14 protein-coding genes and 1 pseudogene are annotated in these 14997 nt (G+C 73.6%); all 15 read left to right on the top strand.

Annotation, left to right across the window (positions count from 1 at the left end):
• The first annotated feature begins 15 nt into the window (after nt 1–15).
• The 15 genes and pseudogenes from GEV10_18275 (at nt 16) to GEV10_18205 (ending at nt 14997) form a co-directional block, all read left to right on the top strand.
• Nucleotides 16–1344 (top strand): cobyrinate a,c-diamide synthase, encoded by a 1329-nt coding sequence (locus GEV10_18275; GenBank protein ID MQA80399.1) that lies wholly within the window; start codon nt 16–18, stop codon nt 1342–1344.
• Nucleotides 1341–2066 (top strand): precorrin-2 C(20)-methyltransferase, encoded by a 726-nt coding sequence (gene cobI / locus GEV10_18270; GenBank protein MQA80398.1) that lies wholly within the window; start codon nt 1341–1343, stop codon nt 2064–2066. The genes GEV10_18275 and cobI overlap by 4 nt, the downstream gene beginning before the upstream one ends.
• Nucleotides 2063–2863 carry a precorrin-4 C(11)-methyltransferase gene (gene cobM / locus GEV10_18265; protein MQA80397.1) on the top strand — a complete coding sequence of 267 codons (801 nt, stop codon included), beginning with the start codon at nt 2063–2065 and terminating at the stop codon, nt 2861–2863. The genes cobI and cobM overlap by 4 nt, the downstream gene beginning before the upstream one ends.
• The gene (locus GEV10_18260; GenBank protein MQA80396.1) at nt 2860–4005 is read left to right on the top strand and encodes a cobalt-precorrin-5B (C(1))-methyltransferase; all 1146 of its coding nucleotides are present in this window, start codon (nt 2860–2862) and stop codon (nt 4003–4005) included. The genes cobM and GEV10_18260 overlap by 4 nt, the downstream gene beginning before the upstream one ends.
• The gene (cbiE, locus tag GEV10_18255; protein MQA80395.1) at nt 4002–5186 is read left to right on the top strand and encodes a precorrin-6y C5,15-methyltransferase (decarboxylating) subunit CbiE; all 1185 of its coding nucleotides are present in this window, start codon (nt 4002–4004) and stop codon (nt 5184–5186) included. Before GEV10_18260 ends, cbiE begins: the two co-directional genes overlap by 4 nt.
• Nucleotides 5183–6841, top strand: coding sequence for a precorrin-3B C(17)-methyltransferase (gene cobJ, locus GEV10_18250; protein MQA80394.1), 1659 nt, complete (start codon nt 5183–5185; stop codon nt 6839–6841). The genes cbiE and cobJ overlap by 4 nt, the downstream gene beginning before the upstream one ends.
• Complete coding sequence (locus GEV10_18245) at nt 6829–7014, top strand: 4Fe-4S dicluster domain-containing protein (GenBank protein MQA80393.1); 186 nt, start codon at nt 6829–6831, stop codon at nt 7012–7014. Before cobJ ends, GEV10_18245 begins: the two co-directional genes overlap by 13 nt.
• Nucleotides 7011–8072, top strand: a complete 1062-nt coding sequence (locus GEV10_18240) for a HoxN/HupN/NixA family nickel/cobalt transporter (protein ID MQA80392.1) — start codon at nt 7011–7013, stop codon at nt 8070–8072. Before GEV10_18245 ends, GEV10_18240 begins: the two co-directional genes overlap by 4 nt.
• Nucleotides 8069–8641, top strand: coding sequence for a precorrin-8X methylmutase (locus GEV10_18235; protein ID MQA80391.1), 573 nt, complete (start codon nt 8069–8071; stop codon nt 8639–8641). The genes GEV10_18240 and GEV10_18235 overlap by 4 nt, the downstream gene beginning before the upstream one ends.
• Nucleotides 8641–9537 carry a hypothetical protein gene (locus tag GEV10_18230; protein ID MQA80390.1) on the top strand — a complete coding sequence of 299 codons (897 nt, stop codon included), beginning with the start codon at nt 8641–8643 and terminating at the stop codon, nt 9535–9537. The genes GEV10_18235 and GEV10_18230 overlap by 1 nt, the downstream gene beginning before the upstream one ends.
• Entirely contained in the window at nt 9527–10549 is a 1023-nt protein-coding gene (locus tag GEV10_18225; protein MQA80389.1) for a threonine-phosphate decarboxylase, read from the top strand. The genes GEV10_18230 and GEV10_18225 overlap by 11 nt, the downstream gene beginning before the upstream one ends.
• Entirely contained in the window at nt 10546–11607 is a 1062-nt protein-coding gene (cobT, locus tag GEV10_18220; protein ID MQA80388.1) for a nicotinate-nucleotide--dimethylbenzimidazole phosphoribosyltransferase, read from the top strand. Before GEV10_18225 ends, cobT begins: the two co-directional genes overlap by 4 nt.
• Entirely contained in the window at nt 11607–13349 is a 1743-nt protein-coding gene (gene cobA / locus GEV10_18215; protein ID MQA80387.1) for a uroporphyrinogen-III C-methyltransferase, read from the top strand. Before cobT ends, cobA begins: the two co-directional genes overlap by 1 nt.
• A 37-nt stretch (nt 13350–13386) precedes the next feature.
• Complete coding sequence (gene cobS, locus GEV10_18210) at nt 13387–14172, top strand: adenosylcobinamide-GDP ribazoletransferase (protein ID MQA80386.1); 786 nt, start codon at nt 13387–13389, stop codon at nt 14170–14172.
• A 534-nt stretch (nt 14173–14706) separates the two neighbouring features.
• Nucleotides 14707–14997: pseudogene (locus GEV10_18205) on the top strand (alcohol dehydrogenase catalytic domain-containing protein).

The raw sequence follows: 14997 nt of genomic DNA, 5'->3' as shown, positions 1-14997 counted from the left end.
AGGAGGCGGCCCCGCATGAGCCGAGCCCCTCGACTCGTCGTCGCCGCGCCCGCTTCCGGGCACGGCAAGACGACGGTGGCCACCGGGCTGATGGCCGCGTTGCGGTCGCGCGGGCTTGCCGTCTCCGGGCACAAGGTCGGGCCCGACTACATCGACCCCGGCTACCACGCGCTCGCCTGCGGCCGGCCAGGTCGCAACCTCGACCCCGTGCTGTGCGGCGAGGACCTCGTCGGGCCGCTGTTCCTGCACGGCGCCGCGGGCGCCGATGTCGCAGTCGTCGAGGGTGTGATGGGCATGTTCGACGGGCGGGGCACGACGTCGTACGGGTCCGCGGCCCATGTCGCACGGCTGCTCGACGCGCCCGTCGTGCTTGTCGTCGACGCGTCCGCGCAGGGGCGTTCGGTCGCCGCGGTCGTCGCCGGGTTCGCGTCGTACGACACGCGGGTGCGGGTGGGTGGCATCGTGTTGAACCAGGTCGCGTCCGACCGACACGAGGAGATCCTGCGCACCGCGCTCGCCGACGCGGGCATACCGGTGCTCGGCGCGCTGCGCAGGACCGACGCCGTCGTGACGCCGTCACGGCACCTTGGTCTCGTGCCTGCTGTCGAGCGGGCGGACGAGGCGGTCGCGCTGGTCGAGCGGCTCGGTGCCGTCGTCGCCGAATCCGTCGATCTGGACGCTGTGGTCGCGCTGGCGGCTACGGCGGGTCCGCTCGCGGTCGGGCCGTGGACGCCCGAGGTCGAGCCGGTGCCGGGGCGTCCCGTCGTGGCTGTCGCCGGTGGCCGGGCGTTCACCTTCTCCTACGCGGAGACGGCCGAGCTGCTCGCCGCGGCCGGCGCCGACGTCGTGACGTTCGACCCGCTGCACGACGAGGCGCTGCCGGACCGAACCGCGGCGCTCGTCATGGGCGGTGGCTTTCCCGAGGTGTACGCGGGCGAGCTGTCCGCCAACGAGCCGCTGCGCGCGGACGTGCACCGGCTCGCCGCCTCGGGCGCTCCCATCGTCGCGGAGTGCGCGGGACTCCTGTACCTCACCCGCGAGCTGGACGGGGCTGCCATGTGCGGCGTCGTCGACGCGAAGGCGAGGATGACGGAGCGGCTCTCCCTCGGCTACGGCGAGGCAGTGGCGGCGATGGACTCGGTGGTCGCGCCGGCCGGTGCGAAGGTCGCGGCGCACGAGTTCCACCGCACCGTCGTCGAACCCGCACACAGCGACCCGCCGGCCTGGCGGATCGGTGACCGCCGCGAGGGCTTCGTCCACGGCAACGTGCATGCGTCCTACCTGCACCTGCACTGGGCTGCCGACCCCGCACGCGCCATCCGTCTGCTCGAGGCGGCGCGATGAGGCGGCTGGTGGGTGTGGGTGTCGGCCCAGGCGACCCGGAGCTGGTGACGGTCAAGGCGGTCCGCGAGCTGTGTGCCGCAGACCTGGTGCTCGTGCCGGTGCTCGCGCCCGACGAACCGGGCCGCGCTGAGGTGACGGTACGCGCGCACGTCGATCACGACAGGGTGCGTCGCACCGTCTTCGCGCTGAACGAGCGCACCGACCGCACGCGTCGCGAGGCGGCCTGGGACGCGGCCGCCGACGCCGTCGTCACCGCGTACGGCGAAGGCGCGGCGACGGTCGCGTTCGCCACCATCGGCGACCCCAACGTGTACTCGACCTTCACCTACCTCGCGCAGACCGTGCGCGAGCGCGTTCCCGGCGTCGGTGTGGAGACGGTGCCCGGCATCACCGCGATGCAGGACCTCGCGGCGCGCAGCGGCGTGGTGCTGTGCGAGGGCAGGGAGACCCTGGCGCTGTTCCCGCTGACGGCCGGCGTCGGCAGGTTCCGCGACGCGCTCGCGCGGTTCGACACCGTCGTCGGCTACAAGGGCGGCCGACACCTGCCCGAGATGCTCGAGGCCGTCGACGAGGCCGGCCGGCTCGACACCGCCGTGTACGGCGCGAGCCTGGGCCTCCCGGATGAGGAGATCAGGCCGGCGGCCGCCGTCACCGGTACTGCGCCGTACCTCGCCACCCTGCTGGTGCCTGGCCGCAGATCGAGCAGGGGAGGGAAGCTGTGACCGCGAAGGTGTGGTTCGTCGGCGCCGGGCCGGGTGCCGCAGACCTGTTGACGTTGCGCGCTGCGCGGGCGATCGCGGCCGCGGACGTCGTGGTGTGGGCGGCCAGCCTCGTGCACGCCGACGTGCTCGAGCACGCCAGGCCGGGCGCCGAGATCGTCGACTCCGCGCAGCTGCCGCTCGAAGGTGTGCGTCCGCTCTACGAGCGGGCCTTGCGCGACGGGCTCGTCGTCGCGCGTATCCATTCGGGCGACCCCGCGCTGTGGGGTGCGGTGCAGGAGCAGCGCGAGCTGTGTGACGAGCTCGGTCTCGCGCACGAGACGGTCCCCGGGGTGAGCGCGTTCTCCGCCGTCGCCGCGATCGTCGACCGCGAGCTGACCGTGCCCGAGGTCGCGCAGTCGGTCGTGCTGACCAGGCTCGGCGGCGGCAAGACGCCGATGCCGCCGAGCGAGGAGGTACGCGAGTTCGCCAGACACCGCACGACGATGGCGGTGTTCCTCGCCGCCGCCAGGTCGGGGCAGCTGCGGCAGGAGCTGCTCGACGGCGGTTACGCGCCGGAGACGCCGGTCGTGGTGGCGTACCAGGCGACCTGGCCCGAGGAGCTCGTCGTCACCTGCACCGTCGACACGCTGGAGTCGACGGTGAAGGCGCACAAGCTGTGGAAGCACACGTTGTTCCTCGTCGGAGCCGCCCTCGGCGCGGCCGGTACCCGGTCGCACCTCTACCACCCTGGCCACTTCCACGGTTACCGCAAGGCGGACCGGGAGGCGCGGCGCGCGTTGCGGGAGAACCGGTCATGACCGAACCCGAGATCCGCGAGCCGGATCTGCCGCGTACCGCGAAGGTGCGACAGAAGGCGTTGCGTACCGGTTGGACCACGGGCACCTGCGCGTCCGCGGCGGCGAAGGCGGCGACGTCCGCGTTACGCGACCAGCGTCAGGAACACGAGGTGGAGGTCGCGATCCCGAGCGGCCGGCGCGTGCGGTTCGACGTGCACAGCTGTCGTTACGACGAGGCACGCGCGACGGCGGTCGTGGTGAAGGACGCGGGTGACGACCCCGACGTCACGCACGGCGCGCACCTCACCGTGACCGTGTCGTGGCGCGACGAGCCTGGCGTCGGTCTCGAGGGCGGCGAGGGCGTCGGAATCGTCACCAAGCCCGGGCTCGGCATCCCGGTCGGTGAGCCGTCCATCACCGGCCCGCCCCGCGCGATGATCCGGCAGGCGGTCGGCGAGGTCGTGGACCTGGACGCCGGCGGCGTGCACGTGGTCGTCTCCGTCCCCGACGGCGAGCGGATGGCGCGCAAGACGACGAACCGGCGGCTCGGCATCCTCGGCGGCATCTCGATCCTCGGCACTACCGGCATCGTGCGCCCGTTCTCCACCGCGTCCTGGCGGGCGAGCGTCGAGCAGGCCGTGTCCGTGATGGCCGCACAGGGCGAACGGACCGTCGTGCTGTGCACCGGTGGCCGTACCGAGCAGGGCGCGATGGCGTTGCTGCCCGACGTCGCGGACGTGTGCTTCGTCGAGGTCGGCGACTTCACCGGTGCCGCGATCCGTCGGGCGTGCGAGGTCGGGGTCCAGCGAGTCGTGTTCGTCGGCATGGCGGGCAAGCTGGCCAAGCTCTCCGCGGGAGTCCTGATGACGCACTACACGCGTTCCAAGGTCGACCTCGACCTGCTCGCCGAGCTGACCCGTGCTGCCGGCGGAGACGACGAGACCGTCGTGACCGTCGCGGCCGCCAACACCGGCAGGCACGCGTACGAGATCTGGGAACGCGAGGGCCTGTTGCGCCGCGTCGGTGACGTCATCTGCGCGCGGGTGCGTTCGGTGCTGGTCCGGGCGAGCGGGGAGCGTCTCGACGCCGACGTGGCGATGGTCGACTTCAGCGGGCGCACCGTTGTCGCGGCGACCCGACCCGAGTGGGTGCGCGCGGCGTGATCACGGTCATCGGTCTCGACGGTACGGCGCTCGCGCCCGATGCGTCGCGCGCGCTGGCGTCTGCCAGGCTCGTGGTGGGTGCACGCAGGCACCTGGACTCCGTCCCGCTGCCCGCCGGTACCCGTACCGCGGTGCTCGGTGACCTGTCGAGCGGGCTCGACGCGCTCGCCGCGCACGAAGGTGACGCGGTCGTGCTCGCGTCAGGGGACCCAGGCTTCTTCGGCATCGTGCGCGCGCTGCGCGAACGCGGATGGGACCTCCAGGTGGTGCCTGCGGTCTCCTCGGTCGCGCAGGCGTTCGCACGCGCCGGCATGTCGTGGGACGACGCGCTCGTCGTCAGCGCGCACGGCAGGGACCTGCGTCCCGCGGTCAACGCCTGCCGCGCGCACGCGAAGGTCGCGGTGCTCACCACCTCGGGCGCGGGTCCGGCCGAGCTGGCCGCCGCGCTCGCCGGCGTGCCGCGCACGTTGCACGTCGCGGAGCGTCTCGGCACCCCGGAGGAACGGGTCGTGGTGTGCACGCCTGCCGAGGCCGCGACGCGGACGTGGCACGACCCGAACGTGGTGCTGGTGCTGGCCGCCGGCGCCGTCACACCGCGCGGTTGGCTGTGGCCGGGACCCGTGACACCGGCGGGTTGGGCGTTGCCCGACGACGCGTTCGAGCATCGCGACTCGATGGTCACCAAGGCCGAGGTGCGGGCGCAGGTGCTGGCGTGGCTCGGTCCCGGCACGGGCTCACTCGTCTGGGACGTCGGCGCGGGCAGCGGCTCCGTCGCGGTCGAGTGCGCGCGGTTCGGCGCGGCGGTCGTCGCGGTCGACAGGGACGCGGAGCAGTGCGCACACGTCGAGAAGAACGCCGCGCGCCACGACGTGCAGGTCGAGGTGGTCCACGGCGAGGCGCTCGCGGCGCTCCCCGACCTGCCAGACCCCGACGCGGTGTTCGTCGGTGGCGGCGGTCCCGAGGTCGTCGCCGCGGTGGCGGCACGGCGTCCGGCGCGAGTGGTCGTCGCGCTCGTCGCGCTCGAGCGCGTCGGCGTGACGGCTGACGCGCTGACGGCGGCCGGCTACGCCGTCGAGGGCATGCAACTGCAGGCGTCCAGGCTCGCGCAGCTGCCCGACGGCACGCACCGTCTGGCCGCGACCAACCCTGTGCTGCTGCTGTGCGGGAGGTGGGTCGGATGATCGGCCTGGTGTCCGCGACCGCGGCGGGACGCATTGCTGCCACGCGGCTGGCCGAGGCGTGGCCGGACGGCACGCGCGACTACCCGGTGGCCGCGCTGGCCGACGCCTGGCGGGAGTGCGACGCGCTCGTCTGCTTCCTCGCGACAGGAGCGACCGTGCGGCTCGTCGCGCCGCTGCTCGAGGACAAGCACGATGACCCTGCCGTGGTGTGCGTCGACGAACGGAGCAGGCACGCCGTCGCGCTCCTCGGCGGTCACGGTGCCGGCGCCAACGCGCTCGCCGCACGGGTCGCCGACGTCCTCGGCGCCGAACCGGTCGTCACCACGGCGACCGACGCCAGCGGCGTCCCCGGCCTCGACACCCTCGGCTGGCCCGTGGAGGGTGCCGTCGCGGCGGTGAGCAGGGCGATGCTCGACGGCAGCCGGGTGCGGTTGGCGGCGGACGCGACCTGGCCGCTGCCCGCGTTCCCGCCCAACGTCGGCGGTTCCGGCACGCACAGCGTCGTCGTCACCGAGAGGCTCGTCGCCACCGACCCCACCACCGTCGTCCTCCGCCCACCCGCGCTCGTCGTCGGCGTCGGAGCCAGCCGCGGTGTCGGCGTCGACGAGGTCGACGCGCTCGTGCGCACGGCCCTGGAGGACGCCGGCTTCTCGCCGCTGTCGGTGTGTGCGGTGGTCACGGTCGACGCGAAGCGCGACGAGTGGGGCATCGCCGGGGCCGCGGCGAGGAACGGCTGGCCGGTGCGCACGTACTCGGCGCTCAGGCTCGCCTCCGTCGAGGTGCCGAACCCCAGCGACGCGGCGCTTGCCGCGGTGGGCACGGCGAGCGTCGCCGAGGCCGCGGCCCTCGTCGAGGGTGCGGAGCTGGTCGTGCAGAAGCGCAAGTCGGCGATGGCCACGGTCGCCGTGGCGAGGGTCCGGCCCCGCGGCCGGTTGGCGCTGGTCGGTCTCGGTCCCGGTGCCCGCGACCTGCTCACTCCACGGGCCGTCGCTGAGCTGCGTCGTGCGTCTGTCGTCGTCGGGCTGGACCAGTACGTGGCCCAGGTGCGCGACCTGTTCCGGCCGGGGACACGTGTGCTGGAGAGTGGTCTCGGTTCCGAGGAGGAGCGGGCACGTGCCGCCGTCGGCGAGGCCGCGGCAGGGCATGCCGTCGCGCTGATCGGGTCGGGTGACGCCGGTGTGTACGCGATGGCCAGCCCGGCGCTCGACGTCGCGGGCGACGACATCGACGTGGTCGTCGTGCCAGGCGTCACGGCGAACCTCGCGGCGTCCGCGCTGCTCGGTGCCCCGCTCGGCCACGACCACGCCGTCGTCTCGCTGTCCGACCTGCACACGCCGTGGCCGGTCATCGAGCGTAGGACGCGAGCCGCGGCAGAGGCGGACCTGGTCGTCACCTTCTACAACCCGCGCAGCCGCGGCCGCGACTGGCAGCTGGGCAAGGCACTCGCCGTCCTGGCCGAGCACCGGCCGCCGTCGACGCCCCTCGGCGTGGTGCGTGACGCGAGCCGTCCGGGCGAGCGGGTGGAACTGACCACGCTCGCCGAGCTCGACGTCGGCCGCGTGGACATGTCGTGCGTCGTCGTGGTCGGCAGCTCGCAGACCCGGCTCAGGGCCGGGCGGATGGTGACACCGCGGGGGTACCGATGGCTGCCGTGATCACCGCGTGTCAGGGCTGCGGCGCCTGCCTGCTCACCTGCCCGGAACGCGCGATCAGACCCGAGGGCGGCGAGCTCGTCGTCCTCGAGGACCGCTGCACCGACTGCGGCGAGTGCGTCGAGATCTGCCCTGTCGACGCGATCACCCTCACCACGGAAGGGGCACCGACATGACCGAGGCTGCCGCCGGCAGGTGGAGCAGGGCGGAGCGGCTGCGGCTGTCCGGCATGGTGGGTGTGATCGCGCTCATCCACGTCGCCGGCTGGTCGCTGTACCTCTACTACGCCTCCAACCTCGCCGCCGCGACCACGTTCGCCGGCGCCGGCTCGCTCGCGTACGCGCTCGGTGTGCGGCACGCGTTCGACGCCGACCACATCGCGGCGATCGACGACACGACCAGGCTGATGCTGCAACGCGGCCGCAGACCTGTCGGCGTCGGCTTCTTCTTCGCGATGGGCCACTCCTCCGTGGTGCTTGCCCTCTCGCTGGTCGTCGCGGTCGCCGCGGGTGCGGCCACGTCGGCGGGGGTCGACGCGTTCCGCTCGTACGGCACCGTGGTCGCCGCGTTCGTGGCGATGACGTTCCTGCTCCTCGTCGCCGTACTCAACGCGATGGTCCTCGTCGGCGTCGCGAAGCTGTGGCGCAGGATGACCCGAGGCGAGCTGGACGAGCGTGAGCTCGAGCTGCAGCTGGTCAACCGCGGCCTGATGAACCGGATGCTCGGCGGGCGCGCACGCAGCCTGATCCGTTCCTCCTGGCACATGTTCCCCGTCGGCCTGCTGTTCGGCCTCGGGCTGGAGACGGCCTCCGAGGTCACCCTGCTGACCCTGTCGGCGAGCACCGCGACGGCAGGCGCATTGCCCGCGCTCGCGGTGCTCACCCTGCCGCTGCTGTTCGCCGCGGGCATGAGCGCGCTCGACACGTTCGACAGCCTGCTGATGACGCGGGCGTACTCGTGGGCCTTCCGCAGCCCGGCGCGCAAGCTCTACTACAACCTCGCCACGACGGGTATGACCGTCGTCGTGGCGCTCTTCGTAGGCACCGTGTACCTCGCGGGGCTGCTCGCCGACCAGGCGCACGTCGCCGGACCCGTCGCCGCGTACGCGTCGCTCGGCGACCACTTCGAGCTGCTCGGGTACGTCATCGTCGGCGTGTTCCTGGTCGCCTGGCTGGGTGCCGCGGTCGCCTGGCGGGTAGGCGGCCTCGAGCGGAAGTACGGAGCGTCGCGATGACGCGTACGGTCAGCGCGATCGAGCGGGAGTCGTACGAGATCCTCCGGTCTCGTGTCGACACCGGACGGTTGCCGCCGCTGACCAGAGCGGTCGTGGAACGGGTCGTGCACGCGAGCGCCGACCTCGACTACGTCACCGACCTGGCGTGCGAGGAGGTCGACCTCGTCCGCGGCGCGGCGGCGTTGCGTTCCGGAGCACCCGTGGTCGCCGACGTCGAGATGGTGGCCGCGGGCATCACGGCCCACGACGTGGTCTGTCGCATCCGCGACGCACGCGCCGGCGAAGGCGTCACCAGGTCCGCGGCCGCGGTGCGGCTCGCGTACGGCGACGTCGGCCCGGGCGCGGTGTGGGTCGTAGGCAATGCGCCCACCGCGCTGACGGAGATCCTCGCGCTCGGCGTCCGGCCCGCGCTCGTCGTCGGGTTGCCCGTCGGGTTCGTCGGTGCCGTCGAATCGAAGCGCGACCTGCGCGCCAGTGGACTGCCCGCGGTGAGCAACCGCGGTGAGAAAGGTGGCTCCGCCGTCGCGGCGGCCGCCCTGAACGCCCTGCTCTACCTGGAGGACAGCTGATGGACGGTTCCCTGCCCCTGCTGATCGTCGGCCACGGCACGCGCAGCGCCGCCGGCGTCGACGCCTTCCACAGGTTCGTCGACCGGGTCAGGGCGCGCGCCGCCGACCGTGTGGTGGAGGGCGGGTTCATCGAGCTCGCGCCGCCACCGGTCACGGACGCGGTGGCGAAGGTGGTCGCCGCGGGACACCTCGAGATGGTGACCGTGCCGCTGGTGCTGACCGCGGCCGGGCACGGCAAGGGCGACATCCCAGGTGCGATGGCCCGCGAACAGGTGCGTCACCCCGGCCTGCGGTACAGCTACGGGCGTCCGCTGGGGCCGCACCCGGCGCTGCAGGACGTGATGGCCGACCGCGTCGACACCGCGCTCGACGGCGCCGACCGTGCGGGCACCTACGTCGTCCTCGTCGGCCGCGGCTCCACCGACCCCGACGCCAACGCGGAGGTCGCCAAGGTCGCGCGGCTGCTGTGGGAGGGCAGGGGGTACGCGGGGGTCGAGCCGTCGTTCGTCTCGCTGGCCGAGCCCTCCGTGCCGGCGGCGCTCGACAAGGTGCGCAGGCTCGGTGCCGAACGTGTGGTCGTCGCGCCGTACTTCCTGTTCCCCGGCGTGCTGCCTGACCGCATCGTCACCCAGTCGGAGGAGTTCGCCGGCGCGCATCCCGGCATCGACGTGCGGGTGGCCGGGCTCGTCGGCGACAGCGACGAGCTCGCCGACCTTGTCCTCGAGCGCTACCAGGAGGCCGTGCACGGCGACATCAGGATGAACTGCGACACCTGCGTCTACCGCGTCGCCGTGCCTGGCTTCGCCGACAAGGTCGGCAGGCCGCAGACACCGCACCACCATCCCGACGACCCCGCCCACCAGCACCATGCGCACGCTCACAGCCATGACGGTTGACGCGCTGCTGCGCCATCACGGCGACGCCGAGCTCGCGCCGGGTCTGGTCGACCTGGCCGTGAACGTCCGTCAGCACACTCCGCCCGCGTGGTTGCGTGCCGAGCTGGCGGCATCGCTCTGCGAGCTGGCGGCGTACCCGCGTGCCGACGAGGCGTGGCATGCGGTCGCGGCACGGCACGGCCGCCCGCCGCGTGAGGTGCTGCTCACCGCGGGCGCGGCGGAGGCGTTCGTGCTCGTCGCCCGCGCACTGCGCGCCGAGCACCCGGTGGTCGTGCACCCGCAGTTCACCGAGCCGGAGGCGGCGTTGCGTGCCGCGGGACGTCACGTCGACCGCGTCGTCCTCGACGCGGCGGACGGCTTCCGCCTCGAACCCGCCGCGATCCCCGCGACCGCCGACCTGGTCGTGGTGGGCAACCCGACCAACCCGACGTCGGTGCTGCATCCCGCCGACGCGGTACGTTCGCTCGCCCGGCCGGGACGCGTGCTCGTCGTCGACGAGGCGTTCATGGACGCGGTGCCCGGCGAGCCGGAGAGCCTCGCCGACGCGAGCGACGTCCCCGGCATGCTCGTGGTGCGAAGCCTCACCAAGACCTGGGGGCTGGCCGGGCTGCGTGTCGGCTACCTGCTCGGCGACGCGGAGCTGCTGCGGCAGCTGCGGGAGACCCAGCCGCCGTGGGCGGTGTCCACGCCTGCGCTCGTCGCCGCCCGCGCGTGCTCGCAGCCGCACGCGGTCGCCGAGGCGGAGCGGGCGGCCAGAGCGGCCGTTGCCGACCGGGCGCACCTGCTCGACCTGTTGGCCGGCGTCGAGGTGGTCGCCGACCCGCGAGCGCCGTTCGTCCTGCTGCGCGTCGACGACGGTGCGGGGGTTCGAGAAGCGTTGCGCCAGCGGGGTTTCGCCGTACGCCGCGGCGACACGTTCCCCGGCCTCGGACCCGACTGGCTGCGTGTCACGGTGCGCGACCGTTCGACGTCCACCGCCTTCGTCAACGCACTCCAGGAGGTGCTCGCATGAGCAGTCTGCTCGACGAGACGGTCGCAGCGATCGGCCCGCGGGACGCCGCCGCGGCGGCGGCGGCACGGGAACGGCAGGACAGGCTCACCAAGCCGCGAGGGTCGCTCGGTGCGCTCGAGGACCTGTCGGTTCGGCTCGCGGCGCTCGCGGGCGAGTGCCCGCCGCCGCTGCCCGAACCCGCGGCGGTCGCGGTGTTCGCGGGCGACCACGGTGTGCACGCCGAGGACGTCACGCCGTGGCCGCAGGAGGTGACCGCGCAGATGGTCGCGAACTTCGTCGCGTCCGGCGCGGTGGTGAACGTGGTGGCCGCGCAGACCGGCACGAAGGTCAGGGTCGTGGACGTAGGCGTGGCCGCCTCGCTCCCGCCGGGTCCCGCACTGCTCGCCAGAAAGGTGCGGCCGGGCACCGCGAACATGACGGTCGAACCCGCCATGACACGCGCGGAAGCCGTCGCCGCGATCGAGGTCGGTATCGAGACCGCGACAGACCTGGCGGCGGCCGGGCACCGCTGCCTGCTCACCGGCGACATGGGGATCGCGAACACCACGCCGTCCGCCGCGCTCGTCGCCGCGTTCACCGGCGCACCGGCGCGCGAGGTCACGGGCAGGGGCACGGGTGTCGACGACGCGACCTGGGACCGCAAGGTCGACGCCGTCGAGCGCGCTCTCACGCTGCACCGGCCCGACCCCGTGGACCCGGTCGGAGTGCTGGCAACCGTCGGCGGGCTCGAGCATGCGGCGATCGCCGGCTTCCTGCTCGGAGCGGCGGCGCGGCGTATCCCCGTCGTGCTCGACGGCGTCATCGCCGCAGCGGCGGCGCTCGCGGCGAACGCGTTCGCGCCCGACGTGACGCACGCGCTCGTCGCCGGGCACCTCTCGACCGAGCCGGGTGCGCGGCTCGCGCTGACCGTGCTCGGGCTGCGGCCGTTGCTCGACCTCGACCTGCGGCTCGGCGAAGGCTCGGGCGCGGTGCTCGCGCTGCCACTCGTGCAGTCGGCCGCGCGGGTGCTGCGCGACGTCGCGACGTTCGACAGCGCCGGCGTCTCGGAGAAGGCGTGATGCTCTACCCGCTCTCGTTGAAGCTGCGCGGCCGACGTGCCGTCGTCGTCGGCGGTGGCAGCGTCGCCGTACGGCGAGTCGGCGGGTTGCGCGCGGCCGGCGCCGACGTGCTCGTCGTCGCACCCGACCTCGCTCCGTCGCTCGCCGACCTCGCCGCGCGCGCACTCGTCGCTGCCCGGTGCCGCGCGTTCGAGCCGGCCGACCTGAACGGCGCGTGGCTCGTGCTCGCCTGCACCGACGACGCCGCCGTCAACGAGGCGGTCGCAGCCGAGGCCGACCGCCGGCAGCTGTGGTGCGTGCGCGCGGACGACGCCGACGCGTCCGCCGCGTGGGTGCCGGCCGTCGGGCGTACGGCGGACGTCACCGTCGCCGTCAACGCGGACAGGGACCCGAGGCGCGCCGCCGCCTTGCGCGACCGGCTGGTCGAGTCCGTCGACGCCGTCGAGGCCACCGGCAGTCGGGGCGGAGGGGTCTGGATCGTCGGTGGCGGGCCGGGCGACCCGGGGCTGCTCACCGTACGGGGCAGGGACCTGCTGCGCGCGGCAGACGTCGTCGTCACCGACAGGCTCGCCCCCCTCGCCGCCCTCGACGATCTGCCTCCGCATGTCGCGGTCGTCGACGCCGCGAAGGTGCCAGGCGGCGCGGCGATGCGGCAGGAGCGCATCAACGAGACGCTTGTCGAGCAGGCCAGGGCAGGGCGCAGGGTCGTCAGGCTCAAGGGAGGCGACCCGTACGTCTTCGGGCGCGGGATGGAGGAGGTCACCGCATGCACCGCGGCCGGCGTGCCCGTCGAGGTCGTGCCAGGGGTGTCGAGCGCCGTGGCGGTGCCCGCGGCGGCCGGCATCCCGGTGACGCACCGCGGCCGCTCGCAGGGGTTCGCGGTGGTGTCGGGCCACGTGCCCCCCGACGACCCGAGGAGCACGGTCGACTGGGCGGCGCTGGCCCGGGCGGGCACGACGCTGGTGCTGCTGATGGCGGTGGAGAACCTGGAGCCGATCGTCGACCGCGTGCGCGCGAACGGCATGCCAGGTGACCTGGCCGCGGCGTGCGTCGTCGATGGTTGCACACCGCAGCAGCGTGTCGTCAGCGCGCCGTTGAGCGGGCTCGTCGACGCCGCCCGCACGGCCGGCGTCGTCAACCCGGCCGTCGTGGTCATCGGTGACGTCGCGCGCTTCACAGCAGGCGACGTCGCGCCGTCCGTGGCGCCGGCGTCCCGGGTACTGGTGCTGGGTGGGTCGCGGTCCGGCAAGTCGGCGACGGCGGAACGGATGCTCGCCGGCCACGACCGGGTCGAGTACGTCGCGACAGGACGGCATCCCGGCCCCGACGACCAGGAGTGGGCCGAACGCGTACGCCGACACCGGGACCGACGGCCGGCGGGGTGGACGACGACGGAGACGCTCGATCTGCCCACGGTGCTCGCGGACGCGGACGGCGGCCCCGCTCTCGTCGACTGCCTGTCGACCTGGCTGGCGTCGGTGATGGACGAGTGCGGTGTCTGGACGGAAACCCCCGGCGCCGACCGCGACGTGTCCACACGCGTCGACGCCCTGGCGACCGCATGGCGCAAGAGCGTCCGTCACGTGGTGGCCGTGAGCAGCGAGGTCGGTTCGGGTGTGGTGCCGGCGACGCCCGCCGGCCGCAGGTTCCGCGACGAGCTCGGCGAGCTGAACGCCAGGATCGCCGCCGAGTCGGACGAGGTCTGGCTGTGCACGGCCGGCATCGTGCGCCGGCTGCGATGACGGGCCACCAGTCGGCCGGTCGACGTCACGGGTGGTCGTGGTGACGGTGCGCCGTCCGGGTGCGTGGCGTACCGCGGTCGCTCTGTTCACCGTGATTCCCGTGGCCGCGCCCACGCAGGTCGATCGCCCCGCCGCGGGCAGAGCATTGCTGTGGTTACCCGTCGTGGGACTGGTGCTCGGCGCCGTCGGCGGTGCGGTCCTGTACGCGGTCGGCGCGGTCGTCGACACGACCGCCGGGCGGCTGCTCGCGGCGGTGCTCGCCGTCGGCTCGCTCGCGTGCCTGACCGGTGGCCTGCACCTGGACGGGCTCGCCGACACCGCGGACGGCCTGGGCAGCCGCCGTCCCGCCGCCGGCGCGCTCGCGATCATGCGTCGCTCCGACATCGGCCCGATGGGCGTCGCCGCCCTGCTGCTCACCGTGCTCGCCCAGGTCACCGCACTCGCGACGGTCGGTCCCGGCCCGCCCGCCGCGGTCGCGTTCGCCGCCGCGGTGGTCGTCGCACGGGTGGCTGTCGTCCTCATCGCCGGCGTCCCCGGTGCGCGCGAGGACGGCTTCGGCGCGCTGGTGGCAGGTGGCGTCGGGAGACTCGCCAGGTACGGGTACGTCGCCGCCGTGCTCCTGCTCGCTGCGCTTCCCGCGGCGTTGGGCGCACCGGGCCTGGCTCTCCGGCTGGTCGCCGCGACCGCCACGGGCCTGTTGCTCGCCCGACTGCTCGCCGCGTACGCTGCCCGCCGTCTGGGCGGCACCACCGGCGACGTCTACGGCGCAGTCATCGAGACGTCAACGACGGCCGTACTGCTCGTGCTGGCTCTCACCGGCTGATGTGCGCGGCCATCGGAGCACGGATGACGCCGGGCGCCACGGCGATCACCTACGGCCTTGTGCGTAGAGGTGGTGTCCGAGGGGCGTATCGACCACTACGCACAAGCCCTTCACCAGCGCAAACGTCTGCCGCTGCTGTAGACGTCGCGGGTTTGCGCCCAGGGCAGAAGCCCACATAGACGGTCCCGCGTCCGACCAGGGCGTTCTCGTCGGTCGGCTGGTGATCGAGAGAGCGTTCGACCTGGGAGCCTCCAGTGGTGTCCCGGGGCTGGCCGGCCTGCGCGGTGGGCGATGAAGCGGGTTCGAGCCCCCAACGAGGCTCGCTCCACATCTCCAGATAGGACTCAGCGTGTCCGGCAGCTCTCAGGTTCTGTGGAGGTCAGGCGGCGTCGCCGGCGGTCCGCGATAGCCGCGTCCGGTGGGTGAGCGCGCTTACGGCTGGTTCTCGGTGGCCATGCGCAATTCTCGCAGGTTGGTGATCGCAAGGCGCCCCACGGGGCGGATGACGGGAATCGAACCGGCTCGAGGACCATATGGTTGCGTCACACCTGCGGTGCGTGTCGGTACTGCCGGAGGGGCGCAGAGAACTTGTGTGCCCGTTCGAGGTACACGGGTTGGGACGCGGACGGCGGATACGCCGAGTTTGCACTGGTTCCGGCGGCATACGCGTATCGCCTGCCCGGCGGCTATACGGAGGTCGAGCTGGCGCCGCTGCTGTGTGCGGGGATCATCGGATATCGGGCATTGATCCGTGCCGCCGTCCCGACTGGGGGTCGGCTCGGCATCTACGGGTTCGGCGGGAGTGCGCACCTCGCCGCGCAGGTG

The sequence above is a fragment of the Streptosporangiales bacterium genome (assembly GCA_009379955.1).
In the GTDB taxonomy this organism is placed as follows: Bacteria; Actinomycetota; Actinomycetes; order Streptosporangiales; family WHST01; genus WHST01.
Note: the sequence above shows the minus strand (reverse complement) of the source record. Positions and strands in the feature narration are given on the sequence as shown.

What these genes read in the sequence shown, in the direction of transcription:
- GEV10_18240 (MQA80392.1), top strand. Translation starts at nt 7,011, where the DNA reads ATGACCGAGGCTGCCGCCGGCAGGTGGAGCAGGGCGGAGCGGCTGCGG.
- cobI (MQA80398.1), top strand. Translation starts at nt 1,341, where the DNA reads ATGAGGCGGCTGGTGGGTGTGGGTGTCGGCCCAGGCGACCCGGAGCTG.
- GEV10_18275 (MQA80399.1), top strand. Translation starts at nt 16, where the DNA reads ATGAGCCGAGCCCCTCGACTCGTCGTCGCCGCGCCCGCTTCCGGGCAC.
- cobT (MQA80388.1), top strand. Translation starts at nt 10,546, where the DNA reads ATGAGCAGTCTGCTCGACGAGACGGTCGCAGCGATCGGCCCGCGGGAC.
- cobA (MQA80387.1), top strand. Translation starts at nt 11,607, where the DNA reads ATGCTCTACCCGCTCTCGTTGAAGCTGCGCGGCCGACGTGCCGTCGTC.
- cobJ (MQA80394.1), top strand. Translation starts at nt 5,183, where the DNA reads ATGATCGGCCTGGTGTCCGCGACCGCGGCGGGACGCATTGCTGCCACG.
- GEV10_18230 (MQA80390.1), top strand. Translation starts at nt 8,641, where the DNA reads ATGGACGGTTCCCTGCCCCTGCTGATCGTCGGCCACGGCACGCGCAGC.
- GEV10_18235 (MQA80391.1), top strand. Translation starts at nt 8,069, where the DNA reads ATGACGCGTACGGTCAGCGCGATCGAGCGGGAGTCGTACGAGATCCTC.
- GEV10_18245 (MQA80393.1), top strand. Translation starts at nt 6,829, where the DNA reads ATGGCTGCCGTGATCACCGCGTGTCAGGGCTGCGGCGCCTGCCTGCTC.
- GEV10_18260 (MQA80396.1), top strand. Translation starts at nt 2,860, where the DNA reads ATGACCGAACCCGAGATCCGCGAGCCGGATCTGCCGCGTACCGCGAAG.
- GEV10_18225 (MQA80389.1), top strand. Translation starts at nt 9,527, where the DNA reads ATGACGGTTGACGCGCTGCTGCGCCATCACGGCGACGCCGAGCTCGCG.